The organism is Microbacterium sp. USHLN186, assembly GCF_037145155.1.
Taxonomy (GTDB): Bacteria; Actinomycetota; Actinomycetes; order Actinomycetales; family Microbacteriaceae; genus Microbacterium.
Genome location: NZ_JBBCYA010000006.1, coordinates 183,624 through 208,949, shown reverse-complemented (window position 1 = coordinate 208,949; position 25,326 = coordinate 183,624). Strand labels below are relative to the sequence as shown.

At 70.9% G+C, this 25,326-nt stretch carries 21 protein-coding genes and 2 tRNA genes; 4 read left to right on the top strand and 19 right to left on the bottom strand.

From position 1 onward, the window contains the following. Nucleotides 1–7: 7 nt before the first annotated feature. From WFG93_RS12775 to WFG93_RS12755, 5 genes are all read right to left on the bottom strand, one after another. Nucleotides 8–1,411, bottom strand: coding sequence for an amidohydrolase family protein (locus tag WFG93_RS12775; RefSeq protein WP_336646711.1), 1,404 nt, complete (start codon nt 1,409–1,411; stop codon nt 8–10). 97 nt (nt 1,412–1,508) lie between these two features. Then, complete coding sequence (locus WFG93_RS12770; protein ID WP_336646710.1) at nt 1,509–2,177, bottom strand: endonuclease/exonuclease/phosphatase family protein; 669 nt, start codon at nt 2,175–2,177, stop codon at nt 1,509–1,511. Nucleotides 2,178–2,252: 75 nt separating this feature from the next. After that, nucleotides 2,253–3,098, bottom strand: coding sequence for a tRNA pseudouridine(38-40) synthase TruA (gene truA / locus WFG93_RS12765; RefSeq protein WP_336646709.1), 846 nt, complete (start codon nt 3,096–3,098; stop codon nt 2,253–2,255). Between the two features lie 58 nt (nt 3,099–3,156). Next, nucleotides 3,157–3,339: a YbdD/YjiX family protein gene (locus WFG93_RS12760; protein WP_336646730.1), complete on the bottom strand. Its 183-nt coding sequence runs from the start codon at nt 3,337–3,339 to the stop codon at nt 3,157–3,159. 53 nt (nt 3,340–3,392) lie between these two features. Continuing rightward, the gene (locus WFG93_RS12755; protein ID WP_336646708.1) at nt 3,393–5,666 is read right to left on the bottom strand and encodes a carbon starvation CstA family protein; all 2,274 of its coding nucleotides are present in this window, start codon (nt 5,664–5,666) and stop codon (nt 3,393–3,395) included. A 250-nt stretch (nt 5,667–5,916) separates the two neighbouring features. On the opposite strand from WFG93_RS12755, the gene WFG93_RS12750 reads away from it, so the two are divergent. Next, complete coding sequence (locus WFG93_RS12750) at nt 5,917–7,290, top strand: HNH endonuclease signature motif containing protein (RefSeq protein WP_336646707.1); 1,374 nt, start codon at nt 5,917–5,919, stop codon at nt 7,288–7,290. Nucleotides 7,291–7,347: 57 nt separating this feature from the next. Here WFG93_RS12750 and WFG93_RS12745 read toward each other — a convergent pair whose 3' ends face one another. Genes WFG93_RS12745 through WFG93_RS12735 form a run of 3 tightly spaced genes read right to left on the bottom strand, consistent with a single transcriptional unit; the run spans nt 7,348 to nt 12,897 of the window. Then, complete coding sequence (locus WFG93_RS12745; protein WP_336646706.1) at nt 7,348–10,701, bottom strand: ATP-binding protein; 3,354 nt, start codon at nt 10,699–10,701, stop codon at nt 7,348–7,350. Continuing rightward, nucleotides 10,698–11,435 (bottom strand): DUF4194 domain-containing protein, encoded by a 738-nt coding sequence (locus tag WFG93_RS12740; RefSeq protein ID WP_336646705.1) that lies wholly within the window; start codon nt 11,433–11,435, stop codon nt 10,698–10,700. Before WFG93_RS12740 ends, WFG93_RS12745 begins: the two co-directional genes overlap by 4 nt. Beyond that, a complete protein-coding gene (locus WFG93_RS12735) occupies nt 11,428–12,897 on the bottom strand; it encodes a DUF3375 domain-containing protein (RefSeq protein ID WP_336646704.1) in 1,470 nt (489 codons plus the stop codon). The genes WFG93_RS12740 and WFG93_RS12735 overlap by 8 nt, the downstream gene beginning before the upstream one ends. Before the next feature lie 140 nt (nt 12,898–13,037). Between WFG93_RS12735 and WFG93_RS12730 the strand changes: the two genes are divergently transcribed. Together WFG93_RS12730 and WFG93_RS12725 are read left to right on the top strand one after the other, a co-directional pair. Further along, nucleotides 13,038–13,517: a hypothetical protein gene (locus WFG93_RS12730; RefSeq protein ID WP_336646703.1), complete on the top strand. Its 480-nt coding sequence runs from the start codon at nt 13,038–13,040 to the stop codon at nt 13,515–13,517. After that, nucleotides 13,514–14,503 carry a cation transporter gene (locus WFG93_RS12725; RefSeq protein ID WP_336646702.1) on the top strand — a complete coding sequence of 330 codons (990 nt, stop codon included), beginning with the start codon at nt 13,514–13,516 and terminating at the stop codon, nt 14,501–14,503. The genes WFG93_RS12730 and WFG93_RS12725 overlap by 4 nt, the downstream gene beginning before the upstream one ends. A 39-nt stretch (nt 14,504–14,542) precedes the next feature. On the opposite strand, the gene WFG93_RS12720 is transcribed toward WFG93_RS12725, so the two are convergent. The 11 genes from WFG93_RS12720 to WFG93_RS12670 all read right to left on the bottom strand — a co-directional run bounded on the left by WFG93_RS12720 (nt 14,543) and on the right by WFG93_RS12670 (nt 24,936). Next, nucleotides 14,543–14,616: transfer RNA gene (locus WFG93_RS12720), tRNA-Met, on the bottom strand. 29 nt (nt 14,617–14,645) lie between these two features. Then, nucleotides 14,646–14,717, bottom strand: a tRNA-Thr gene (locus tag WFG93_RS12715). A 66-nt stretch (nt 14,718–14,783) separates the two neighbouring features. Continuing rightward, on the bottom strand, nt 14,784–16,136 hold the full coding sequence (locus WFG93_RS12710; protein WP_336646701.1) for a M23 family metallopeptidase: 1,353 nt from the start codon (nt 16,134–16,136) through the stop codon (nt 14,784–14,786). A gap of 122 nt (nt 16,137–16,258) precedes the next feature. Further along, nucleotides 16,259–17,053 (bottom strand): inositol monophosphatase family protein, encoded by a 795-nt coding sequence (locus WFG93_RS12705; RefSeq protein WP_336646700.1) that lies wholly within the window; start codon nt 17,051–17,053, stop codon nt 16,259–16,261. Beyond that, on the bottom strand, nt 17,050–18,144 hold the full coding sequence (locus WFG93_RS12700) for a hypothetical protein (protein WP_336646699.1): 1,095 nt from the start codon (nt 18,142–18,144) through the stop codon (nt 17,050–17,052). Before WFG93_RS12700 ends, WFG93_RS12705 begins: the two co-directional genes overlap by 4 nt. Before the next feature lie 74 nt (nt 18,145–18,218). Next, nucleotides 18,219–19,049, bottom strand: a complete 831-nt coding sequence (locus tag WFG93_RS12695) for an enoyl-CoA hydratase/isomerase family protein (protein ID WP_336646698.1) — start codon at nt 19,047–19,049, stop codon at nt 18,219–18,221. Between the two features lie 81 nt (nt 19,050–19,130). After that, on the bottom strand, nt 19,131–19,622 hold the full coding sequence (locus WFG93_RS12690) for an FBP domain-containing protein (protein ID WP_336646697.1): 492 nt from the start codon (nt 19,620–19,622) through the stop codon (nt 19,131–19,133). 25 nt (nt 19,623–19,647) lie between these two features. Then, nucleotides 19,648–20,130, bottom strand: coding sequence for a nucleoside deaminase (locus WFG93_RS12685; protein ID WP_336646696.1), 483 nt, complete (start codon nt 20,128–20,130; stop codon nt 19,648–19,650). A gap of 149 nt (nt 20,131–20,279) precedes the next feature. Beyond that, complete coding sequence (locus WFG93_RS12680) at nt 20,280–22,949, bottom strand: multicopper oxidase domain-containing protein (protein WP_336646695.1); 2,670 nt, start codon at nt 22,947–22,949, stop codon at nt 20,280–20,282. Continuing rightward, the gene (locus tag WFG93_RS12675) at nt 22,946–24,133 is read right to left on the bottom strand and encodes a hypothetical protein (protein ID WP_336646694.1); all 1,188 of its coding nucleotides are present in this window, start codon (nt 24,131–24,133) and stop codon (nt 22,946–22,948) included. Before WFG93_RS12675 ends, WFG93_RS12680 begins: the two co-directional genes overlap by 4 nt. Before the next feature lie 140 nt (nt 24,134–24,273). Continuing rightward, a complete protein-coding gene (locus WFG93_RS12670) occupies nt 24,274–24,936 on the bottom strand; it encodes a helix-turn-helix transcriptional regulator (RefSeq protein ID WP_336646693.1) in 663 nt (220 codons plus the stop codon). 57 nt (nt 24,937–24,993) lie between these two features. On the opposite strand from WFG93_RS12670, the gene WFG93_RS12665 reads away from it, so the two are divergent. Further along, on the top strand, nt 24,994–25,311 hold the full coding sequence (locus WFG93_RS12665) for a DUF2249 domain-containing protein (protein WP_336646692.1): 318 nt from the start codon (nt 24,994–24,996) through the stop codon (nt 25,309–25,311). The last annotated feature ends 15 nt before the right edge of the window (nt 25,312–25,326 follow it).

Sequence of the window (25,326 nt, the reverse complement as noted above, 5' to 3'; positions counted from 1 at the left end):
CAGTGATCTAAGCGCTTAGATCGGAGTCACGGGCAGAAGACTCCCGGGCGGTTGCTGCATAAGCTATCGTCGCGGCGGACCGCGCGCAATGCTCGTCGTCATATGACGACTCCGATGACGCCGCTGACGCCGCTACGGGGAACGCGGGTGTCGCGAACCGGATGTCCCCGGCGATCATCGTGGCAGCGGTGCGCCCGCCGCCGTACTCGACCAGGTCGATGAGGGCGTCGGTGCTGATCGGGATGTCGAAGAAGGTCATGTTCGCGAGAGCGCCCACCGCGAGGTATCCCGTGCGGCGCCGACCCACGTCGATGCCGAGAGCGTGCGCGCCGCCGATCGTCGCCGCGCCGAGCAGCCGAGCATGCAGGTCGCGGTCGAGGTAGTCCTGCTCGCGGGCGATGCGCGCAAGCGCCGCCACATCGTCCATCAGATCGAGCGAGGGCGACGAGGAGAGCGAGTCTGTACCCACAGCGATCGCGTTGCCCTCTTTGAGATAGGCCGCGATCGGCGGCTCCTCGAGCCCGATCACGGCGTTCGAGCGCGGGCACAGCGCGACCGAGGTGCGCCGCTCGCGCAGGATCGCGCGATCGCGCGCGGTCATGTACACCCCGTGGGCGATATGGCAATCCGGACCGAGCACGCCGAGCTGGTCGACGAACTCGGTGGCGCTGACTCCGAATCCCGCCCGCCGCAGCTCACGGAAGCTGCTCAGCCCCGCCCGGTGCCACGGTCGCTGCTCGGGGTCGTCGAGGCCGCTCTCGAACGCCGCCTCACCCAGATGGATGTGGATGCGACCGCCGCGTTCGCGCACGATGTCGGGGATCTCGAGCAGTGGTTCGATGTCGAGCGAGTACGGCGCGTGGGGCGAGAGCCCGCGTCCCGGTGGGACAGGCAGCCCATCCAGGGCCTGCTCGACGCTCGTGCGTCCGGTGCGCGCCCACTCCTCGTTGGTCCAGCTCATCACCTCCCAGTAGGTGATGCCGTGCAGTCCGGAGTCGTGCAGGACTGATGCGGCCTCGGGGTCGGTGACGATGTCGGCGACAGCGGTCGTGCCCGAACGGATCATCTCGTGCGCACCGGCGGCGGCATCCGCAGCCCAGTCCCGCCCCTCGGCGTAGACGACGCTGAACGCGCGTGACCAGTCCTCGAAACCGGCATAGCTGCCCTGCCCGACGGCGGCCATGCCGCTGTACTGCAGGTGCGAGTGCGCGTTGACCAGGCCCGGGGTCACCATGCCGTCCCAGTGCACCTCGGTCACGTCAGCGCCGCGCTCGCGCAACGACCGCAGCACCCACGCGCGATCGCCGACGTGCATGATCCGATCCCCACTGATCGCGACGGCGCCGTCGCGGATGGGTGGGGCGGTGACGGGCACCACGAGTCGCGCGCTGTAGACGGTCACCGACACCATGTCCTCCAGTATCGGGGCTCGTGGAGCCCGCCCTGTACTGTGCGACGAACGCCGCGGAGGAGGACGCGGACGCCCGCGGGCGTCGGCGGGCTGCGACCTACGCGGCTTCGGCGGTGATCAGGATCGGGCGGTGATCGCTCGTAGCCTGCGGCAACGTGGTGATCTGTGAGATGTCGAAGCCCACCGACGTCGCGAAGTCGTAATGTCCTTTGAACACCCGATAGCGCGTGTAGGTGCGATCGTCACTGAGGGTCAGGGTGTAGCCATGCTCGCGCACCGTCTGACCGAGGTTCTCTTTGAAGACCGGGTAGTTGTAGTCGCCGACCATGAGCACGGGCTTGCCGGGAGCAAGCCCCTGCAGCGCATCGAGTGCCGCACGGATCTGATTCCGTCGCAGCGAGTTCAGCGCGGTGAGCGGGGCGGCGTGGAACGACGCCACGATCACCCGCCGACCCGTGTCGATGTTCGTCAGCAGCGCGCCCAGCACCCGCTCGTGAGCGGGTTTGAGCACCCGATCGTGCAGCGACTTCTTCAGCCCGATCGTGCGCACCTGCTCGACGCGGAACTGATTGCGGCGCAGATACATCGCCAGTCCCAGCCGATTGCCGCTGGTCGCCCGCACGAGCGAGAGGCCCTCGATGGCATCCGGAAGCGCCTGCGTGTCGCACTCCTGCAGGCACAGGATGTCCGGATCGTGCTCGCGGACCAGGTTGACCAGCTCGGTCGCCGCGCGATGCTTGCGAAGGTTGTACGAGATCACTCTCATGCCTTCACGTTACCGCCGGGCTTCCGTGCGAAGACCGGGGTTGCGCCGACGCGGCATCGCACTCTTCGGTCGTCGTCAGCTTCCGCTGTCGCGGCGCGCGCGGGTCTGCTCGGCGCGTGCGGCGAGCAGGTCGTCGGCCGGATATCCGACCTCGGCGAGCGTCAATCCGCGCGCCGGCAGCACCTTGAAGGCACTCGTGCGAGTGAGTTCGTCACGCAGGCGCGCGACGTCCTCAATCTCGAGCTTGCCCTCCCCCACCGCCGCGCACGCGCCGACCAGCGCGCGCACCATGCTGTGGCAGAACGCGTCGGCCTTGACCTCGGCGATCAGGACGCCGTCGCGGTCGCGCATCCAGCGGTAGTCGAGCAGCGTGCGGATCGTCGTCGCCTCCTCGCGCGGCTTGCAGTATGCGGCGAAGTCGTGCAGCCCGATGAGGGTGCGCGCAGCGGCATCCATCCGATCGACGTCCAGAGCGACGCGCAGGGTCGTGGTGTCGTTTCGGCGCATCGGGTCGTACCCGGCGGCGGCGTCGGCGAGGCGGTAGGTGTAGCGACGCCACACCGCCGAGAAGCGCGCGTCGAAGCCGTCGGGCGCGATGCTCGTGCGCGTGACGGTGACGTCCGGGTAGTTGCCGAGGACGCCCCGGATGCGACGCGCGAGCGAGCCGGCGGGATCGGATGCCGCCTGCCCGTGACGAGTCTGCACGCGCGCCCACTGCGCCTCGTCGAGATCGACGTGCGCGACCTGGTCGGCGGCGTGCACGCCGGCATCCGTCCGTCCGGCGACGACGAGCTGCGCCTCGGAGCCGACGATCCGAGCGAGAGCCGCCTCGAGCGTGCCCTGCACGGTGCGCATGCCGGGCTGCTTCGCCCAGCCGCGGAAGTGGGTGCCGTCATAGGCGATGTCGAGACGGATGCGCACCCGACCAGCCTAGATGCGGCCCACCCGCACCGGCAGACGCCGGACGGGCGGGCCGATTTCAGCAGCAGCGCGCGCCGGGGTTGCGGTCCTGCTCGTCCATCCGCTCCCGCCAGAACTGCCGCTCGGTGAGCGCCGGCACGTCGGGGTGGTTGACCCGGTGGTGCGCGACGTAGGTCTCGTACGCCCGGTCACCCATCAGTGTGGTGACGTACCACCGGATGCCGGATGCCGCACCCCGCATCCGCTGCCAGATGGCGACGGATGCGGAGCGGACCTCGAGGCCCGGCGCGCTCATCAGTGTCCGCCTCGTGTGCGGACGGTGCCGGTCGCGCTGTCGTGCTCCCGCCACTGCTCCTCGATCTCGCGTTCGGCCTTCGTGGCGATGAATCCCGCCGGGGCGAAGCGGCGCGAGGGCACCGGCGCGTCTTCGCCGTCGTCGGTCACGCCCTGGCGGATGGACTTCACCGCCGAGATGACAGCCACGGCGAGCACGACGATCGTCAGCACCACGAACACGATCGACAGGGTGCCCTGCACGGCCGTGTTGCGGATGACCGCCTCGACGACCTCGGGCGCACCGAGGCTGCCGTCGCCGGCGGCCTGCGCGGCACGGTACTTGGCGTTGTTGGCCCAGTATCCGATGCCCGGCACCGGCGAGAAGATCTTGTACATCGACGCGGTGATCGTGATGACGGCGGTGAAGGCGAGCGGAACGGCGACGATCCACAGCCAGCGCACGTAACTGCGGCCGCGCTTGGCGACGATGGCGAACACCACGGCGAGCGCGATCGCCGCCAGCAGCTGGTTGGCGATGCCGAACAGCGGGAAGAACGTATTGATCCCACCGAGCGGGTCGGTCACGCCGAGGATGAGGATGTATCCCCAGCCGGCGACCATGATGGCCGTGCAGATCCACACGCCCGGACGCCAGCTGATGTCGCGGAACTTCGGCATCCAGGCGCCGATCGAGTCCTGCAGCATGAAGCGCGCCACACGGGTTCCGGCGTCGACGGCGGTGAGGATGAACAGCGCCTCGAACATGATCGCGAAGTGGTACCAGAAGCCCATCATCGCGGTGCCCCCGCCGATCTGGTGCATGATGTGCGCGAGCCCGAGCGCCAGGGTCGGCGCGCCACCGGTGCGCGAGACCACGGTCTCTTCGCCGACCGCCGCGGCGGTGCTGGTGAGCATGTCTGGGGTGAGGTTGACGCCGGTCAGGCCGAGCGAGTTGACGAAGGCCACTGCCCCCTCGACCGAGCCGCCGGTGAGCGCGGCAGGCGAGTTCATCGCGAAGTAGATGCCCTGGTCGATCGAGATAGCGGCGACGAGCGCCATGATCGCGACGAACGACTCCATCAGCATCCCGCCGTAGCCGATGAAGCGCGTCTGACGCTCCTTCTCGATGAGCTTCGGGGTCGTGCCCGAAGAGATCAGCGCGTGGAAGCCGGACAGGGCGCCGCAGGCGATGGTCACGAACAGGAACGGGAACAGCGTGCCCGAGAACACCGGTCCGAGACCGGTCGCGGCGAACTCGGTGAACGCCGGCACCTCGATCTCGGGACGCACCAGGACGATGGCGCCGGCGAGCATCACGATGACGCCGACCTTCATGAACGTCGACAGATAGTCGCGCGGGGCGAGCAGCAGCCAGACCGGCAGCACGGCGGCGACGAAGCCGTACACGATGATGGCCCACGCGATGGTGGTGCGATCGAGGTGGAAGATCGCCTGACCCCAGTCGGTCGCGGCGACCGCGCCACCGCCGACGATGGCCGCGATGAGCAGCACGAAGCCGATCAGCGACACCTCGGTGATGCGGCCGGGGCGCAGGAAACGCAGGTACACGCCCATGAAGATCGCGATCGGCAGGGTCATGCCGACGCTGAACACGCCCCACGGGCTCTCGCCGAGGGCGTTCACAACCACGAGCGCGAGGATCGCGATGATGATCACCATGATGAGCAGCGAGGCGATGATCGCCGCTGTGCCGCCGACCTTGCCGAGCACGTCGCGCGCCATCTGCCCGATCGAGCGTCCGCCGCGTCGCATCGAGAAGAACAGCACGGTGTAGTCCTGCACGGCACCGGCCAGCACGACGCCGACGATGATCCAGATCGTGCCGGGGAGGAAGCCCATCTGCGCGGCGAGCACCGGGCCGACCAGCGGACCCGCGCCGGCGATCGCGGCGAAGTGGTGACCGTACAGCACGCGACGGTCGGTGGGCACGAAGTCCTTGCCGTCCTCGCGCACCTCGGCGGGAGTCGCCCGGCGGTCGTCGGGTCGGGTGATGTACCGCTCGATGACCTTCGAGTAGAACCGGTAGCCGATCGCGTAGGTGCAGACCGCCGCGAACACGAACCAGATGGCGTTGACGGTCTCGCCGCGGACGATGGCGAGCATGGTCCAGGCCACGCCGCCGAGCAGCGCGATCGCGACCCAGAGCACGATCTTGGGCAGCGTCATGCGGGATTCGCGCTCGAGCTCGGCCTCGGGGACGGCGACGGGCGGCAATGCCGGGTCGTGCACGAGCGCATCAGCGCCCCTGCCGGATTCTGGGGTGAAGGTCATGGATTCTCCTTGGAGCGTCATCGCACTATGGATCGTGCTTTCGCATTTGGGGGGTCGGTTCACATTAGCGGGGCGGGGACGCGGCGCCCGCGCGCGTGTCGCACAGTGGAGCGGAGTGGACGACGCGTCGCGGGGGTGTCGAGTTTCGAGACGTGAGATCGTCATTATGTTCGGTTCTTATCGAGTGCACGTGTTATTCACCCTCGAATATTTGCTTGCCTTTGCTCACTCCCCGCTCTACACTGGAGGTATGTCAGCAGCGGCGTTGACCCCCTTGCGAGAGGCCTACACGGCCCTCGGTGAGGTGTGGGCGGATGCTGACACCGCCGCGGATCTGAACCGGCCCGATCTGGTCTTCATCACCCGCTTGATCGGCTCGGCGCGACGGGCTCTTGATGCTCTGCAGGCGGATGTCGCGGCGGTGATCGCGCACGAATCACGCCCCGAGCTCGGTCCGGATTCGCTGGCGAAGCAGCAGGGCTTCCGCACCCCCGCGCAGCTGATCGCGACGACGACCGGCACGAGCGCGGGCGACGCCGCACGACTGGTGAAAGTCGGCGAGGCCATCGCCGCACGACAGAACCTTCTCGGCGAACCGGCACCGGCGAAGTACCCAGCCGTGCAGGACGCCGTCACCGCGGGTCGGCTGGGAGCCGCCGGAGCGGCGCTGATCGTGGAGTTCCTCGACCGGGCACGCGTCGGGGCAGACAAGACCCTCGTCGCGGACGTGGAGCGGCAGCTCGTCGAACGAGCCGTCGACCTGTCGCTGGACGACGTGCGCCGCCTGGTCAAGCGCGCCGAAGCCGTGCTCGAAGCCGACAAGCTCGAAGCCCGGGAAGAAGAACGACGCGCAGCGCGGTCGCTGAGCATGTTCGAACGCGACGGGATGCTGCACCTGAACCTCATCACCCCCATCGAAGCGGGCGCTGCGATCAAGACCGCGATCGACGGGTACGTCTCCGCACAGTTCCAGGCCCGCAAAGACATCGCCGACTCTGGAGTCGTCGACGGCGACGAGGCGGACGCCGATCGGCGCACCGTCACCATGATGCGCGCCGACGCCCTCGCCCTCTTCTGCGCCCACGTGCTCGACTGCGAGAGCCGACTGCCGCTGGCCGGGGCATGCGTGATCGTCCGCATCAACCTCGAAGACCTCCAAGCGGGCACCGGATCGGGCACGATCGACGGAATCGACCAGCCTGTCTCGATCACCGCGATCCGCCGCATGGCCGCCGCAGGAAGCGTGATCCCGTGCGTCCTCGACTCCGCCGGAGACATCCTCGACTGGGGACGCGAGAGACGCCTCTTCACCAGAGCGCAGAAACTCGCCCTCGTCGACCGCGACGGCGGATGCGCGATGTGCGCACTGCCACCGGACATGACCGAGGGCCACCACATCAACTGGTGGACCCGAGACACCGGACCCACCGACCTGACCAACGGCATCCTGCTCTGCTCCACCTGCCACCACCGCATCCACGACAACGGCTGGAACATCCGCATCGAAAACTCCGACGCACGCTCCGGCATCAGGGGACGAGTGTGGTTCATCCCACCACCCCACATCGACCCGGAACGCCGACCCCGCCTCGGCGGCAGGGCCCGCTACGACATCGCCGCCTGATCCAGGGGCGCGCTCGGACGCCTAGGGGCAGCGAGTGACGGCGCCTCCTGCCGAACGTCAGTCCACCGCCACCTTCGGCTTCGCCCACGAGCGACCGCGGGTGTCCTTGAGGATCGTGTACTCGACATCCACATGCGGCTCGATCGCGCTGTACTTGTCGTTCGGCGCGCCGATCACCAGCTGGAAGCCCAGCCCCCGCCACGCCCCGATCGCCCGCTTCGTGAAGTGCGCGTCAGCCTTGATCAGCGCCTCGTCCATGAACACCGGCGCGTAGCGCGGCCGCGAGGCGCCGGCATCCCCCAGCTGATACCGCAGAGCAGCCCCGACGATGAACGCGACCAGCTCCTGCGATTCGCCTCCGGACTTCTCGCCGATGTGGTCGTACAGCGCGACGTGCTCGCCCGTCTCGGCGAGCACCCGCTCCGCGGACACGCGCACGTGATTGCGCACATCGATCAACTCGGCGAAGTCAGGCGCAGAGCGCCGCATCCGCCCGATCAGCCGGCTCATCCGCTTGTACGCGCTCTCGCGCTCGTCATCGTTCGACGCCGCCTCGATCAGCCCGCGCACCTCGCGCAGCTCGCGGCGGAACCGCCGACGCGCCTCGGACTGATTCTCACGCGGCGAGATCTGCAGACGATGCCGGTCGTCGTAGAACGGCAGCTCGCGCATGATCGCGTTGATCGGCTCGATGCGCTCCCTGATCTCGCGCACCGAGCGGCTGAGCGTCGAATCGAGGCTCGTCAGGTCGTTGCCCGACAGCTTCAGCAGGCTGTCGCGCCACTCCCCCTCCAGCTCGTGCAGCCCGTTGGTCTGCAGCGCGTCGAGGATGCCGACGAACTCATCGACCGACGCGTCGGGATCCGGCAGCAGGTTCAGGTTCGGCCAGCGCTCGAGGAACGACGTCATCAGCTGCCGCATCCGCTCCCGCTGCTCCTGCTGCGCCTCAGCGGCGGACCGCCGGTCGGCGGCGAGGCGCGCGCCGGCGCTCTTCAGCGCGAGATCCAGCCGCGCCAGCCGCTCATCCGCGGTGAGCGCCTCGGCATCCGCCGCGGTCAGCAGGAACCGCTCGGCGAGGAACGCACGCTGCCGCTCGTCCAGCACCAGCGCGCCCTGCTCGGCCGCATCGATCACCCGCTGACAGTCGTCGACGTCGTCGGTGACAGCCGCCCAGCGCTCCTGCGCCTGAGCCCGCTGCGCGCTGAGCGCCCCGATCTCGTCGCGCAGCACCGCGGCGGCCAGCTTCAGCCCCGCCGCCCGCTCGGTCAGCTCGGCGATCTGCGGGTTCGCGGTGGTCACCTCGGCCTCGACGGCCGCCCAGCGCTGCTGCTCCTGCGCCACCGCGTCGACGTCGATCTGCTCCCAGCTCAGGTCGCGCACCACGGCGAACGCCTGCAGGCGGGCCTCGATGGCATCCATCTCGCTCTCCGCGGCGGTCACCGCAGCGGTCGCCTCGGCCACCCGGGCCTCCAGCGCAGCCGCTTGCTCGTCGAGCGCGCGCAGGCGCCGCTCGTTCGAGAAGCCCAGCACGTTCTCCCGCCCGTGCCCGCCGTGCCCGCCGCGACTGCCGTGGGACATCTGCCCGGTGATGGTCAGCGCCATGGCGTGCGCCGACAGCTGCGACGAGGAATCGACGCAGACGAAGCCGAAGCGCTCGTCGAGGCGCTGCTGCAGCCACCCGGTGAACGGCGTCGGGCGATGGTCGAGCCGCCCCGGCAGGGTGCGCTCGTCCGCGCTGGCGGATGCGGCGAGCCCGGTGTGCACGCCCTCGTACCGCAGCCGCATCGGCAAGCGCACGGCGTCGATCGCCGCGCGGAACCGGTCGAGATGCGCCACGTCGATCAGCAGCGTGGTCGCGAATCCGCCGAGCGCGAGGTTGAACGCCTCCCGCCACGGCTCGAACTCGGTGCGCACCTCGATCAGCTCACCGACGAACGGCAGCGCGTCGGCGTCGAGGCCGGCGGCTTCCGCGAGCAGCGTCCGTGCACGATCGAGAGCGGGAGGGATGCTGCCGCGCAGCCGCCCGGCCTCCGCGCGCTCCTCGGCCAGCTCGCGACGCTGCTTCGCGAGCGCCTGCCGCGCCGACTCCGCCTCGGCGAACGTCGCGCGCGCGGAACGCCGCACACCCGCCTCCGACTGCGCGGCGCGGGCGGCGGCGAGCACCTCGGCGAACTGCTCGGCCGACTCGGCCGACAGCCCGAGCTCGGCCAGCACGGCATCCACCCGCTGCCGCTCACGCTGCACGTCGGCCAGCCGCCGCTCCACCGCGCGCAGCTCGCGCTGCGCGGTCTCGAGCCGGTCGCCGCCGGACTGGCGCAGCAGATCCAGAAGACCGTCGCGCTCCACCTCGGCCGCATCGACCTGCGCCTTCTTCTCGCGCAGCACCGCATCGAGGGCATGCGTGCGATCACGCAGCTCGTCCTCCACCTCCCGCAGCAGGTCGAGGCGCCGCTCGGCGCGCCAGAGCGACGCACGGGAGTCCGGGTCGGCGAATTCGCCCAGCTCGTCGACGAGGCGCAGCTGCTCGTCGGCGGCGGCGATGCGCTCACGGATGCCGTGGATCGGTGCCAGCGCGTTCACCTGCTGCCGCGCAGTGACCATGCTGAGGCGCGTGCTCTCGAGCTCGTCGAAGTGGGCCACGACGGCATCCGCCGCCGCCATCGTCTCGGGCTCCTCGAGCACGAGACGCTTGTACAGGTCGTCGACCGTGGTGATCTGCTGACCGGCCTGGATGCGCGCGAGCAGACTCATCGCCTTCGCGCCCGACCCCGCCGCGCCGATGCCGAGCACCGCGTGCAGCCGCGCCGAGAACTCCCGGTCGGTGCCGAGGGTCTCCAGCCCCGCAGCGCGCAGCGCCGAGTCGGCCAGGCGCAGCCCGGCCGCCTGCTCGAGCCGGGCGAGGTCGAAGAAGCCGTCGGTCGTCGCGCGCACCCGGACGGTGTCCTCGAGGATGCGCGCGCCGGCGGGGATGTACCAGGCGCGCAGCGCCGTGAAGCGCGAGCCGTCGTGGTCGCGCCAGGTCATGGCGATGGCCGTCCAGGTGTCCTCACCGTCGCCGCGCAGCACCCGCAGCTTCGTGCCCTCGTCGGTGCGGGACTCGTCGATCTTCCCGCGCCCGTAGGAGAGGATGTTGCGCTGCTCGTCGCCGCGGGGACGCCCGGTGATGCCGCCGTTCGAGGCGCCGTTGAAGGGGGTGGTGTGCGGCATCATCAGCGCGATGTACGCATCCATCAGGGTGGACTTGCCCGATCCCGACCCGCCGCACAGCAGGGTGGCGTCGGGCGAGAAGCGCACGCGGTGCGGCCCGCCGTCGTAGCCGCCCCAGTTGATCAGCTGCAGCTCCTCGGCCACCCACTGCTGGCCGCGGGAGGCGGCGGGGATCAGCCCGAACAGGGTGTCGAGCATGGTCACAGGGCGGCCTCCTTCGGCATCCGGTCGGCGTCGGCGATCGCCTGCGAGCGCAGCCACGTGCGCAGCTCGGCGAGCTTCTCGGCGCTGAGCACCACCTCGATCAGCGCGCTGATGCGATAGCGGCCGACGCTCTCCTCATCGATCACGCCCTCGCGGTCGAGCCGCTCGAGCGCGGCGCGGATCGCCTTCTGCTGACGCGCCGTGCTGCCGTCGGCGTCGGTCAGGTAGCTGAGCACGGTCTGCTCGACGTCCTCGATGTCGATGCGCGGGGCCGCCTCGCCTGCCGCCGACTCGCGCTGGAACACCGTGCGCAGGTGCACGAGCACGAGCGTCTCGGTGCGGTTGTAGGGCGCGTCCTTCAGCAGGATCGGCACCTCGAACTCGTCCGAGCGCACCTGCTGCTTGTACGCGAGGCCGCGGCCGAGGTCGACCACGAGGCGCAGGTACAGATCGTGCAGGCGCGATTCGATCACCTGCTGGTGCGCGAGCAGCAGCGCCCACTCGGCCCGGTTGTCGGCGCTGAGGAAGCGGCGCTGCAGCACGTGCACGAGAACGCGCCGCACCTCCGGGTCGAGAGTGCCGCGGTCCCCGGGGAAGAGCTCGTCGGGGTCGTCCTCCATCGCCACGGGGGCGATGAACGGCGCCGGATGCTGCGCTTCGGCATCCGGATGCTGCGCCTCGGCGTCCGTTTCGAGGCCGACCTCGGGGGCGGATGCGGTCGTGGTGTCAGTCATCCTCGTCCTCCTTCGCGCGCCGAGCGGTCGCCGACACGAACGCGAAGCGCCGGGTCGTGCCGTCCGGGCGCTGCGTCTCGACGGTCGAGAGATCGTCGATCTCGGCCATGCCGTTTCGGTGCGCGATCTCGAGCAGCCCGACCAGGTCCACCGGGCGACGGGTGCCGTCCGGTGCCGCGGTGAACGCCTCCGCCAGATCGAAGCTGTCGCCGAGACCGGCGACGTGCGCCTCCAGCTCGGCGTAGCGCGGCCCGCCCCACGAGCGCGAGTCGGTCTCGAGGTACTCCACATCATCGGCATCCGTCAGCGGCGCCGGGGCGGTCGGCGGACGCACGTCGCCCACGCTCTGGCGCAGCCGTCCGAGATCGATCAGCGGCAGGCTGCGCACCGGCTCGACCGCCGCACTCGCCGGAGCGGTCTGCGCCCACTGGTGCAGCCCGGAGATGACGTCGCGCAGCAGATCGTCGATCTGCCGGTCGCGCAGCGGGTCGTGCGTCTTGACCTGCCCGGTGATGACGTGCGACGCGCGGCGCTGCGCGGCCAGCACCTCCTCGACGCCCAGCTCGACGCGGCGGCCGATGGCATCGAACTCGGCCCGCTGAGCAGGGTCGAGAAAGCGCGCGAACGGATGCGCGAGCAGGTCGTGCAGCTGCTCGGCCAGCGCGTCGATGCGCTCGGGATCGCCGATCAGTCGCAGCGCGCCGGCGAACGCCCGCCCCTCGGGGGTGGCCTGCATGACGTCCTTCGCCCGCTGCAGGTATTCGCGCAGCACCTCGCCGGTGGGCCGCTCATCACGGCGCAGGTGCGCGACGACATCGCGCTGCATGGCCTTGAGCGATTCCGCGACGCGGGTGAAGTCGGCCGGCAGCTCGCGGGCGAGGTGCAGGATGTTCTCGGCCTCCTCGTAGAGCTCCTCGTCGTCGACGGGCACCGCGCCGTGCGCCTGCACGCGCAGGATCTCGGCGTCGAGGGCGTCGCGCTCGGCGGTGAGGCGGGCGATGCGCTTGACGGGGTCGGCCTCGGCCTCATCGGCGAGCCGCTCGACGGCGTCGAGCAGCGTGCGCACGCGCGAGTTCGACACGCGCGTGCGTCCGCCGCCGGTGCGTCCGGTGATCTCCAGCGCCTCGACGGCGTGCGCGGAGAGGCGGTACACCTCGCCGTCGTCGTCGATCTGCTGCACGAGCCAGCCCTGCTTCGCCCAGGTGCGGCACACCTCGCGTCCGCTGCCGGCGGGCAGGCGGCGATCGTCGTCGTCGAAGCCGGCGGCCCGCAGCTCGTCGAGCGCCTCGGCGACCTCGGCATGCGCGTCGGCGACGGCGACGGCGGGGCGGTCGGCGGTGAACAGCATCGACAGCGCGGCGATGACGAACGGCGCCTGGCGTCCGTGCAGCAGCCCCAGCGTCGGCGTGCGGAACGCCGCGAGGGAGCGAGAGTATGCCGCCTCGGCACGCGCGCCAGTCACACGCTCCAGTTTATCCGCAGCGTTAGGCGCTCCCCCGCGCCGCCGTCGCCGCCGTCGCTGCCCGCCTCCGGCTCTGCCGCGGGCGCCGGCATCCTGTCAAGGACATTCCGTGCGCGGCATCCGTCCGTCACCGTCTCAGCATGAGACATCGTCCTCGTATCGCTCTCGCCGCGATCGCGACGCTGTGCGCCCTCGTGTCACTCGCCGGCTGCGGCATCCGCATCCCCGCCGACCCCCACGGCACCCTCACCGGCGTCGAAGGAGACGAGCTGCACGTCGGCGTCTCCCCCGACCCGGGACTGATCGACGTGTCCGGCGCGACGCCCACCGGAGCGCTCATCGATCTGGCGGAGGACTACGCGCGCACCCTGGACGCGACCCCGACCTGGACCGTGGCCAGTGAGGAGACCCTGGTCGGGATGCTGGAATCCGGCGACATCGACCTCGCCGTCGGCGGGTTCACCGAGAAGACCCCGTGGACCGCGCGCGCCGCGCTCACGCGCGGCTACGCGAACATCCCGGGTGCGGACGGCCGGAAGCTGGTGATGCTCGTCCCGCTCGGCGAGAACGCGATGCTCAGCGACCTCGAGCGGTTCCTCGATGAGGAGGTGGGCTCGTGACCGAGACCAAGGCCGCCCAGTTCGGGCGCACCGATCTGCCCGAGAAGCAGCAGCGCGCGCTGAAGAGCGCGATCCGGTGGGAGATCTTCACCATGTGCTACACCGGCATGACGATCACCGTGGTGGCGTTCGTGCTCGGCGGCTCGCAGGCCATGCGCACGGCGTGGATCGAGGACATGCTCTCGCTCACCCCGCAGGTGGCGTTCCTCGTCGCGATGATCTTCGTGCGACGTCGGCCGACTCGCCGGCATCCCTACGGACTGCATCGGGCGATGGGCGTGGGGCACATGGTCGCCGGAGTCGCGCTGCTGGTGATCGGACTGAACCTCGCCGTCGAGTCGACGATCGGGCTCGTCTCGGGCGAGCATCCGACGATCGGCACCGTCAAGCTGTTCGGGCACACGGTGTGGCTGGGCTGGCTGATGGTCGCGGTGATGGTCGTCATCGTCGTCGGCCCGGTGTTCATCTACGGCCCGGCGAAGGCGCGGCTCGCGCCGGTGCTGCACAACAAGCTGCTGTACGCGGATGCCGACATGGCGAAAGCCGATTGGCAGACGAACGCCGCGTCGATCGTCGGCGTGCTCGGCATCGGGGTGGGCTGGTGGTGGCTCGACGGCGCGGCAGCCGTCTTCATCTCGCTGGGCATCGTGTGGGACGGCTTCCGCAACACGAAGGGTGCGCTGCTCGACCTGATGGACCAGCGCGCCGCGACGCCCGATGACAAGCACGCGCACCCCGTGGCGAACGAGATCCTCACGCTGCTGCATGCGCAGAGCTGGGTGGCGGATGCCGCGGTGCGCATCCGGGACCTCGGCCAGGTGCTGCACGTGGAGGCATTCGTCGTGCCGACCGGACGCAAGGTGCGCGTGGCAGAGGTGGACGCCGCATCCGAGGCGATCGCGCGCCTGGACTGGAAGGTGCAGGACGTCGTGGTCATCCCCGTCTCGCAGCTGCCGCAGGAGGCGGACGACGGGCGAGGGGAGTGAGACGACAAAACCCCCGGCTTCACCGGGGGTTTCATGCTGTAGCAGGAGCGGGGCTTGAACCCGCGACCTCACGATTATGAGTCGTGCGCTCTCACCAACTGAGCTACCCTGCCGCAGGGCATCCGAGAGATCGAATGCTGCGAGCCCCGAGTCAGGATTGAACTGACGACCCCTTCCTTACCATGGAAGTGCTCTGCCACTGAGCTATCGGGGCGTGCTGCCCGCTTCCGGGCAACCAGATGAGATTATCACCTCACGGTGTCTCGCGCGAAATCGAGCCTCAGTACTCGTACCGGCCGGCGTTCTTCTTCATCCACGGCAGCGGATCGACCGTCGAGCCGTTGATGATGATCTCGAAGTGCAGGTGCGCGCCGTAGGAGCGGCCGGTGTTTCCGACGTGGCCGATGACGTCGCCCACCTTGACCTTGTCGCCCGCCTTGACCTGCATCGAGCCGTGCTGCATGTGCGCGTAGTGGCTCGTCACGACCTGGCCGTCGATGACGTGATCGATGTAGATCGTCACGCCGTACGCGCCGCCGGACTCGGTCGCGATGCGCACCGTGCCGTCTGCGATCGCCTGGATCGGCGCACCTTCGCCGGGAACGAGGTCGATGCCGGCGTGCAGCCGGCCCCAGCGCTGGCCGTAGGGAGAGCTCATCGCCACACCGACCTTGAACGGCCACTGGATGGCCGCGTCGGGGTCGTTCGTGTACAGGCTCGTCGAGAAGCGGATGCCCTCTTCGGCGGCGACGTCGGCCATCGACACCGACGAGAAGGAGTCGGAACGCACAAGTGCCTCGTCCTGCACGTCGGAGGAGGCGACGAACGCCTGAATCTCCTCGTCAGCAGCCGTCGAGCCCTTCGCCGCGCTCGACCCGGCGACGAGGGAGGATGTCGACGCGGTGCCGTTCGAGGCGGCGACGGCCGAGACCGGCAGCGTCATCGACACTGCGATCAGTCCGGCGATGCCCATCACGCCGAGGCTCGCGCCGGTGGCGATCACGCGGCGAGCGATGCGCGGTCGACGGGCGGCGACGTGCGCGGCGTCGTTGAGCGCCTCGGGGGTCGCACCGGCCGAGACGGGGTCGGCGGCGACGGGGACAGCGGTCGGCTCGTCGTCGACGGATTGAAAGCCGAAGGCCTCGGATGCCGCAGCGAACGCGTCATCGCCGAGCTCGGCCTCGACGTCGACGACGATGTCGGTGATCTCGTCGGCATCCGCGACCACCGGCTCGACGACCTCGGGCGCCGACTCGGGCACGTCCGGGGTGGCGGCCACCGCACGCTCAGCGACCTCGCCGGCGGGCTCCTGGGCCACGGCGGCAGCGGCGATGACGATGTCGGCGATGACAGCGCTGGGTTCGACGACGACGGTCTCGGGCTCGGTGAGCACCTGCACCGATGCCGCGCCGGCGGCGGCCGCGCGACGGGCGCGGCGGCTGGTGGCGGCGGCCGAAACAGCGGCGGCGGTCACGGCCGCGGCAGCCGTCGCGGCGACGTCGGCGGATGCCGGCGACCCGGCATCCTGCGCATCAGCGAAGGTCGACGAGAGCGCAGGGGCCGCGGAGGCGGCGCGGAGTCGGTTCGAACGACGCGTGGGCGCAGCGCTGTTCTGAAGATGCTCAGGGGGCAAAACGAATCTCTCGGTCGGTCAAGCTTGGGGGGCTTGGTCAGCCTCGCTCTTCGGGAAGCGAAGGTAACGATCAGGTAAACGATACAACGCTCAAGCTGAAAAAGCCATGAGGCGGAGGGCGGTCACCCCGCCCCGTCGGCGATGAGCGCGCGCAGCCGCTCGTGCACGCCGGGTCCGCCGGCGATCAGCATCGGCCGCGCCGATTCGACCTCCAGACGCGTCACCGTTCCGCCGGCCTCCTGCACGAGCAGGGCCCCTGCGGCGAAGTCCCAGGGGTTCAGCCCGCGCTCGAAGAAGCCGTCGAGCCGGCCCGCGGCGACGTACGACAGGTCGATGGCAGCCGAGCCCATGCGGCGCAGATCGCGCGCCATGCTCATCACGCGGCGCACGGTGGCGAGGTCGCCGTCGTGGGTGGCGGGGTCGTAGCCGAAGCCCGTGCCCAGCAGGGCGCCGGCCGGAGTCTCGGTCGTGACCGCGAGGCGGGCGTCGCCCAGCCACGCCCCCTCGCCGCGGACGGCGGTGAACAGCTCGCCCAGCGCCGGCGCGTACACCGCCGAAGCGACTCCCTGCCAGCGGTCGGGGTGCGGCTCGCCCTCCACCACGGCGATGCTGACGGAGTACGTCGCGATGCCGGAGGCGTAGTTCACGGTGCCGTCGATCGGGTCGACCACCCAGGTGAGGCCGCTGGCGCTGTGCGCGGCGCCGGTCTCCTCGCCGAGGAAGCCGTCGTCAGGACGCTCGGCGCGCAGACGATCGCGGATCAGCCGCTCGACCTCACGGTCGGCCTCGGTGACGATGTCGGCCAGCGTCGACTTCGTCGCTGCCAGCGAGACTCCCTCCGCACGGCGACGCCGCGCGAGATCTCCCGCCTCGTGGGCGATGTCGGCGGTGAGCGCGCCGAGTTCAGCCGCGCTCATCGGGGAGCCTCCGGGCCGCGCGCAGCGTCCGGGGCGGGCGGCACCGGCGGCGTCGGCGGCGCCGGTGGCGTTGCGGGGGCACCGGGTCCCTCCGGTGCGCCAGGCGCGCCCGTCAGACGCCCGTCGGTCACGTGCGCGAACGGCGCCGTGGCGGCATCCGGAGTCCGCTCGGTGCGCGGGGCCACCGGCACTGCGGGCGGAGGCGGCGGGAAGCCCTGCTCGCGACCGGCGTGCGCCGAGCCGGCGTGCGGGGTCGGCTGCGTCCCGGCATCCGGCACGGGGAAGCCCTGCGCGAGCTGCGGCGCGTACGTCGGACGGCCGGTGTAGTACGCGTTCCAGTCGGGGCTGCCGTCGGGCATCACCGGCAGCGGCGTGCGCCCGTCGGCGTAGGTCGGCCACTGCTGCTGCGCGGCGACCGGCTGCGCAGCAGGACGCGGAGCGCGCGGCGCGAACAGCGCGTTCAGCAGCGGGATGAGCGTGGTGCCCACGGCGGCGAGGATGGCCAGGGCGATCACGATCCGCCAGTACAGGTCGCTGTAGTCGACCTGGTCGGGGAAGGTGAGGAAGAAGACGAGCATCGCCACGAGCGCGGCGAGCATGGCGAAGGTGACCATGACGATCACGCGCGTGAACGTCGTGACGTAGCGCTGCGACGCCCGCACGTACATCCGCACGTGCAGGAGCGCGAGCTGCAGGATTCCGATCACCAGCAGGAACTGGAAGAAGCGGCCCGGCCCCCACCCGAACTCGTACTCGGAGAAGCTGCGCGGCAGCCAGATCTTCACCGCCCCCACCAGCAGCACGATGATCCAGCTGATCATGCTGGCCAACGCGAACCAGTCCGGCCGCTTCTCGGCGAGATGCGCCTCCGCGATCGCCACCCCGGCGAACAGCGCCAGCAGCAGGATCGTGAGGAACGCCCGCCCGATGATGCCGTCCTGGTCGCCCACCAGCACCCAGACCACGCAGACCAGAGCGGCGGCGATCAGTGCGCCGATCGCGATCCAGATCGCCCCGCGCAGCAGCTTCGAACCCATCGGCCGGCGCTCGGCCGGCGCCTGCTCGGAATGAGGGGGCGTGACGTCAGACATGAGATTCCTCCCGCGGTCGGTGCTCTCATCCTCGCACGCGCGCACGAGGGGCACCGGCAGATGTGGACAACCGCTCAGCGGCTGCGCGTTGTGGCGGCGAAGGCGGCCACGCGCGCCTGCGCATCGGGGGTGTCGAACGCGGCGCCGATCGACTGCGCCTCCACCTCGAGCTGCTCCTCGAACGAGCGGGACGGCTGCGTGCGCACCAGCTGCACGGCGCGCCCGTAGGCGCCCGCGGCGCCGGCGAGCCAGAAGCGCGCGATCTGCTCGGCGCGCTCGCGCACGGCATCCGCCTCCGCTGCGGCATCCAGCCGGCCGCCCGGCTCGGCGCCCGGTTCGCTGCCCGACGCCGCCGGAACCGCCTCGGCGACCAGACCCCAGTCCACCGCCTCCTCCGCCGAGAGCATCCGGTCCTGCAGCAGCAGCTGCAGTGCACGCCGCTCGCCGACCGCCCGCGCGAGCTGGGCGGAGACCGACAGGTCGGGTGTGAGCCCGATGTTCGCGTAGCGGCTGCCGATCTGCGATCCCGCGCCGACGACGGCGTAGTCGCTGCACATGAGGATGCCCAGCCCTCCCCCGGCCGTCACGCCATGCGCGGCCGCGACGACGGGGATGGCGGCGGTGGTGAGCGACAGGATGCCCGCGTTGATGACCCGGGCGAGCGCGGTGATGTCCGAGCCGCCGCCGATGCCGCCGGCCATCGCCCGCACGTCACCTCCGGCGCAGAATGCGCGCCCGTTCGCGTCGATCAGGATCGCGCCGACATCCGGGCGCGCGACCACCTCGGCTGTCGCGTCTCGCCAGGCGTGCGCGAGCTCGGCGTCGAAGGCGTTCAGGCTCTCCGGCCGGTTGAGCGTGAGCCGCGCGAGGCCGGCATCGATCGTGAGCAGGAGCGGATCGGTCATGGCTCTCCTTTGCAGCGCAAGACGGGGTTCCAGGCTATCTGGGACTGCGGTTCAGGTGTGCCGTCGCGTGCCCGCCCGGCGTCACTCCTCTGAGAGCACCCGCGTGACGAACGCCTCCATGCGGTGGCGCGTGCCGTCCAGGCGCATGTCGGCCTGCCCGGGCGCGCGCACCTCGCTGGGCGCGAGCGGATGCGCGAGGCGCACGTTGTCGTGGCACGACAGATCCGCGCAGATGTAGGTGCCGGCGCTGTCGCCGCGGCGTCCCTTCGCGCCACCGCGGCGCGCGGTGAGCAGCGCCACCTGGTTGCCCGGCTGCATCGTGCGGCAGATGTTGCACATGCCCGAACGCACGCGGCTCGGTTCGGTGGAGCGCAGCACGATCCCCGCCGGGTGCCCCTCGTGCTCGACGATCACCACCGCGCGGCGGCTGGATTCCGGGTCGCGCCAGGCGAGGAAGTCGATGTAGTCCCAGTCGGTGAGCAGGAAGTCGTGCGGCATCCCGATCTGTTCGATCTCGTCGGCATCCGCGTTGCGAATCGCCGCACGCACCTCGGTCTCGGTCAGTGGTCGCATCGATCCAGTCTAAGAACGATCCGGGTCAGCGGCTCGAGCGCTCGGCAAGACGATGCTGCAGCTCCTTGACCTCATCCACGAGCTGGTCGGCGGGCCCCTCGACGGGGACGCCGGGAGCGACAGCCTGGATCGGCAGCCCTGCCACCGGTCCTGGAGCGACGCCCCACTCGGCGTGCCAGGCGCCGAGCTGCGCCGACGAGGTCGCATACACGATCCGCCCGAGTCCGACCCATGCGTGCGCGGCTGCGCACATCGGGCAGTGCTCGCCGGAGGTGTAGACGACGGCATCCCTCCGCTCCTCGGGCGGAAGGTGAGCGGCCGCCCACCGCGCGATCTCGAACTCCGGATGCCGGGTCTGATCGCCCCCGGCGACGCGATTGCGGTCTTCGAAGAGCACCTCCCCCGTGGCGGAGACCAGCAGCGACCCGAACGGCTCGTCGCCGTCTTCGAGGGCTTCGCGGGCGAGGTCGACGCAGCGGCGCAGGTGGGTGAGGTCGGTCTCGTTCATGGCATCCACTCTGGCGTACTCCGTGTGCTGGGGACGGTCACATTCCGGGGGCCGACACTCCAGATGTCGGACGTTCTGGCCGGATCTGTCCGACATCTGGAGTGTCGGCCCACGGTTCGCAACGGCACGCCAGAGGGACCGGTCCGCGGTCAGCCGTCCACCGCGAACAGGCCGTGCGCGCCGCGCTCGGCGTCGATCATGAAGTGCGACACGAACGGGTAGTGGCCCTGCTCGGGGAAGGTCAGCTCGACGAACCCGCCCTGGGCGGGCTGCAGACCCAGAGCCTGCGATCCGGTGTCGGGCGAGCGGTCCAGCAGGTACGCCCCTTCCGACCACACCGTGTCGAACTGCCCGCCGACGACGTGGAAGCTCGTGGGACGCTCCACGCCGGCATCCAGCACCCACACCCGCACCCGCTCGCCCACCTTCGCCGCCAGCGGGGCGTGATCGTACTGATTCGCGTAGCCGTTGAAGGTGACCAGATCCGGGTTCCCCGCGGCGAGGCGATCGAGGTCCACCATCCCGCCGTCGTGATCGCCGAGGTAGTACTCGCCCTGCACGAGCGCGTAGGTGCGGTCGACAGCTGGCAGATCGCCGGGCTCGATGATCACCGCGCCGTACATGCCGTTGGCGATGTGCGCGGTCATCGGCATGGTCGAGCAGTGATACATCCAGATGCCGGCGCGGGTGGCGGTGAAGGTGTAGGTGAGGCTCTCGCCGGGCGGAATGGTGCGCATCGGCTCGTCGGGCGCGAGGGCTCCGGCGTGGAAGTCGATGGAGTGGCCCATCGTGCCCTTGTTCTCGAGGGTGATGACGAAGCGGTCGCCGACGCGGCCGTGCAGCAGCGGCCCCGGTGCGGTGCCGTTGTAGGTCCACAGCGTCTGGGTGACGCCGGGCGCGACCTCGCGCTTCTCGTCGCGGACGGTGAGCGTCATCTTCCGGGTCACCGGAGAATCGGATGCCGGCAGCGCGGGCACCTCGGCGTCGTAGGGCTGGAAGTCCGGGCCGGGATCGGCCATGAGGTCGATAGGCGCGGAGGAGCCGGCCGAGGCCGAGGAATCGCCCATGTGGCTCATGTCGTGGCCGCCGGCATCCGGCTTCGCGGCGTCACCGCTGTCTCCCGCACCCGCTTCCGCCGCGGTCACGACGATCTGCATCGTCATGCCCATCTGGCGGTGTCCGAGGATCGTGCACCACCCGTCGAGGTCGGCGGTCAGCACGCCGACGTCGATCGTCTGGGACTCCCCGGGTGCGAGGCGGCGGCCGGCGATGCCGTTCGCGAAGACCAGGTCGTGCACCTGCTCGACATCCGTGTTGGTCACCTCCACCACCAGACGCGTGCCGGCGGCGACCTCGATGCGGTTCGGCGTGAAGCGCATGTTCGCCGCCTCGACCTGCACGGTCTTCACGGGCGCGTCCGCGTCACCGGCGGGCGCCGCGCTCCACCCCAGACCCACCGGGTCGACCGCGGCGAGACCGGCGGCGACGAGCACGACCGCGAGCAGTCCGCCCACCGCCTGACCCGCGCGGCGTCCGGGAGCCTTCTCGCCCTCGGGGACGATGGGGCCGCGGCGGCGCGGAGCCGGCGCGTCGGCCGCCTCCTCCGGCACCGGCGGCTTCTTGGCGTTGCGCTGCGCGCGCATCGCCCGCCACATCACGAGCAGGAAGGATGCCATCGCGACGAGATACAGGATGGACGCCGCGACGCGCATCAGACTCGACACCGGCAGGGCGCAGACGGCGAGCGCCGCGTTGGCGACGGTCACCCGCAGGATGCCGAACGCGTCGAACGCCGCGGTGCCGACGCGAACCGGCGCCGGGCCGCCGCCGAGCACCACCGGGATGAGGTAGCTCAGCGCGCCGATGAGCACCTGCGCGGCGAATCCGGCGGCCAGATACGGCACCACCTGGCCGAACAGCGCGTCGAGCGCGGCGAATCCGCTGCCCTCGACCGCGGCGACGACCGCGCCGATCGTCACGGTGGCGACGGTGCCCGCCCACCACACCAGCGCCGCGCCGACGGAGAGGGCGGCGAAGCTGTGCGGGGCCTTCTGCCGCGCCGCGCGCAGCAGCGAGACGAAGATCAGCGCCAACCCGACGAGGTACGCGGCCAGCCCCGCGGCGACGACGATCAGCTGCGTGAAGGCCGCGCCGGTCGCGGCGACGACGACGCCGACGGCGAGCACGGGCAGGGCGCGGGCGGCTCCGGTGGCGGCGTGCTCGTCGGCGCGCGTGCGCAGGATGGTGGGCCAGAGCGTGACCACGGTGCCGGCGACGGTGAGCCCGATCCAGCCGAGCACGTTGATCAGCGCGTGCGCCACGACGAGGTTCGGTGCGGCGTCGCCGCGCGCGAGCCACGCGCCGAGCGCCGCGCCGAGGGTCAGCAGCGCCGCGGAGGCGACGTAGTACCGCAGCGTGCGCCCGAACCGGCCCGGCATCGCGCCGCGGCTGCGCCGGATCAGGCTGGCACCGTGCCAGGCGACGGCCCCGATGAGCAGCGCCGCGCCGGCGAGGGTGAGCGGCCAGATACCGCTGAGCACGCCGGCGATCACGATGGCCGCGGCGCTGTTCGACAGGATGAGGCGGACGTTCTGCCGCCGCCGGTCGGTCTCGGTGGCGGCGCTGCGCAGCAGGGCGAAGGAGAAGTACTGACTCCACACCAGGATCGCGTGCGTGACCGCCCCCAGCAGCAGCAGGTGGATCATCAGCCAGCCCGGCATCGGCAGCGAGCGGTGCGCCAGCGCGGCGATGACGGTGAGCAGCAGCCAGAGCACAGTGGGGATGTCGCGCATGGGCCAGAATCCGCGGTTCCGAGTCATCGTGCTCCTCCGTCAGGTCGGGCTGCCGGGGTCGCGGCGCCCGCTGGGGAGGAGTTCTGCCTGATCGGAGGGCCCGGGCGCAGCATCCCTCCGCCCGAGCGCGAGTTCTCCTCCCGAGCCGGCGGGCGCTGTGCGCGCGCCGCCCCCGAACCCTTCCCCCGCACCGCGCTGTACACCGCGGTCAGCAGGAACAGCAGCAGCGCCAGAACGCCCAGCACTCCCCCGATGCGCCACGCCACCGGCATCCCGAGACCGTCGCCGATCCACACCCGCACCACCAGGGCGAGCTGCAGCAGCGCGATCGGCGCCCAGAAGGCCGGTCGATACGGCAGCGGGATGCGCAGCACTGCCGGCAGGATCGTCGTCGCATGCGCCATGATCATCGAGAACGTGTAGCCGAGGAACACCGCGTGGATGACGGCATCGTAGGCGGGCTGCGCGTCCGGCATCCCGAGTAGCAGCACGAGTCCCGCGACCGTCAGCCACACGTACCCGGCGAGGATGCACGCGGCCATGTACCGCGTCACGCCCGTCGCGCGGATCGTGCGCCGTGCCACGTCGTGCACGACCAGCCAGCCCGTGAGCGAGAGCAGGACGAGCCCGAGCAGGATCGCCCCGAGATCGGGGAAGACGAGTCCGACGACGAGCGCGGCGGTGATCGCCCACGCGTGCACGAGCAGTCGGATGCCGGCGCGCAGCCCCATCGTGATGCGGGCGAGCTCCACCCGCTCGGCGGCGATGGTCAGCACGAGGAAGCCGATGAGCCACGGGATGACGCGGGTCATCGCATCCTGGCCGATCCAGATCAGCGCCGCGGCGAGCGCGAGTCCGGCTGCCAGCAGCTGCGTGAGCAGCGCGTGATCGTACTGCCGCCGCCACAGCGGCACGTACAGAAGGAGGAAGGATGCCGCACCGGCCGCGAGCACGACCTTCGCGACGACCAGCGGCACGGCCGGGGCGATGAGCAGGATGCCGCCGACGCCGAGCAGGGCGGGCGCGAGGTATCCGAGCGGGCGGGCGAGAGCCGTGGCGCGCTCGAGGCTGATCAGGGTGCCGACGAAGCCGAGCACCAGCAGCATCCCGTGCACGTCGGGCAGTCGGTCGGCGGTCACCGGCGCCGGCACGCCGAGCAGCAGCAGTCCGGCGTCGAGGCCGGCCAGCAGGGCGATGCCGGCGGGCAGCATCCAGATCAGGCGCAGGCCCGGGCGGCGCGACCGGGCCTCTCTGCGTGAGAAACCACTTTCGCCCTGAGAAACCACGCGTGGGGTGGTTTCTCGCGCAGGATTCGATTTCTCGGCGGGGGCGGCCGGGCGCTGCGGGCCGGTCACGATGCGGTCCGGATGCGCAGGGCGCATGCGCCGTCGGTGTGGAAGGGCAGCAGCGTGGCATCCGCGGTCGCATCGCGGGAGCGCAGGATGCCGGCGATCATCCCCTCGTGCACCGCGCACACCACGTCCGCGCGGCGGGCAGCGGCGGCGAGCAGCGGGCAGCGGTGCAGCAGGATCTCCGCGCCCTCGTCGTCGGGTGCGAACCCCTGCTCGCGCATGACGTCGAGCACGATCGTGCGCGGCGCGCCGATGGCATCCGGATGCTGCGCGGCGATCCGATCACCCCACTGCTCCCCCGCGGCCCGGGCGATGCCGACCGGGTCGGGCGCGGTCGCGGCGAGGGAGTCGGCGAGGGCGAGGGCGAGGCCCGCGTACGGGTCGATCGCGTCGGCCGGCGGCGCCGACCAGCGCCATGCGGGGCGCCCGCGGCCGCGCACCTCGGCGCGCACGCGGCGCAGTCGGCCGTCCTGGCGCAGCCGCTCGAGGTGTTCGCGCAGGGTGTTCTCGTGCAGCCCCGTCGCCGCGACGAGGTCGGCGAGGGATGCCGATCCGCGCGCTTCGACCTCGCGCAGCACCCGCTCGCGCGTGGAGGAGTAGCGTCTGCCGTCCGCTCCGCGGCGGGGCTGTGCGTTTTCTCCGGCGCGGGATTCATTTTCCACGGTATCCAGTGTAATAAAATGAGTGCAGTTCCCCCACTCGTCGAGACGGAGAAAACCATGGGCAGCATCGAGATCCACCGGTCACGTTCCGAGGCCACCACGCAGATGCCCGGCGGCGGTGGCTGCGCGTGCGGCGGCCATGACGAGGAGCTCCCCGAGCTCGACGCGCAGGCCATCCCGCACGCGGTGCGCCATGCCGCGATCTTCGGCGCGATCGAGTCGCTGCAGCCCGGAGCGGCCCTGGTCATCTCCGCGACGCACGACCCGGTGCCGCTGCTGACGCAGCTGCGCGGCAAGCACGGCGACGCGTTCCACACCCGCTACCTCGATGAGGGTCCGCAGCGCTGGCGCATCCTGGTCCGCAACGCCCGCTGAGCTTCTGGCGGTTCG

Coding starts and splice junctions, on each gene's coding strand:
- WFG93_RS12775 (WP_336646711.1), bottom strand. CDS start 1,411: ATGGTGTCGGTGACCGTCTACAGCGCGCGACTCGTGGTGCCCGTCACC.
- WFG93_RS12770 (WP_336646710.1), bottom strand. CDS start 2,177: ATGAGAGTGATCTCGTACAACCTTCGCAAGCATCGCGCGGCGACCGAG.
- WFG93_RS12760 (WP_336646730.1), bottom strand. CDS start 3,339: ATGCGGGGTGCGGCATCCGGCATCCGGTGGTACGTCACCACACTGATG.
- WFG93_RS12755 (WP_336646708.1), bottom strand. CDS start 5,666: ATGACCTTCACCCCAGAATCCGGCAGGGGCGCTGATGCGCTCGTGCAC.
- WFG93_RS12750 (WP_336646707.1), top strand. CDS start 5,917: ATGTCAGCAGCGGCGTTGACCCCCTTGCGAGAGGCCTACACGGCCCTC.
- WFG93_RS12740 (WP_336646705.1), bottom strand. CDS start 11,435: ATGACTGACACCACGACCGCATCCGCCCCCGAGGTCGGCCTCGAAACG.
- WFG93_RS12730 (WP_336646703.1), top strand. CDS start 13,038: ATGAGACATCGTCCTCGTATCGCTCTCGCCGCGATCGCGACGCTGTGC.
- WFG93_RS12705 (WP_336646700.1), bottom strand. CDS start 17,053: ATGAGCGCGGCTGAACTCGGCGCGCTCACCGCCGACATCGCCCACGAG.
- WFG93_RS12700 (WP_336646699.1), bottom strand. CDS start 18,144: ATGTCTGACGTCACGCCCCCTCATTCCGAGCAGGCGCCGGCCGAGCGC.
- WFG93_RS12695 (WP_336646698.1), bottom strand. CDS start 19,049: ATGACCGATCCGCTCCTGCTCACGATCGATGCCGGCCTCGCGCGGCTC.
- WFG93_RS12690 (WP_336646697.1), bottom strand. CDS start 19,622: ATGCGACCACTGACCGAGACCGAGGTGCGTGCGGCGATTCGCAACGCG.
- WFG93_RS12685 (WP_336646696.1), bottom strand. CDS start 20,130: ATGAACGAGACCGACCTCACCCACCTGCGCCGCTGCGTCGACCTCGCC.
- WFG93_RS12680 (WP_336646695.1), bottom strand. CDS start 22,949: ATGACTCGGAACCGCGGATTCTGGCCCATGCGCGACATCCCCACTGTG.
- WFG93_RS12675 (WP_336646694.1), bottom strand. CDS start 24,133: ATGCTGCCCGCCGGCATCGCCCTGCTGGCCGGCCTCGACGCCGGACTG.
- WFG93_RS12665 (WP_336646692.1), top strand. CDS start 24,994: ATGGGCAGCATCGAGATCCACCGGTCACGTTCCGAGGCCACCACGCAG.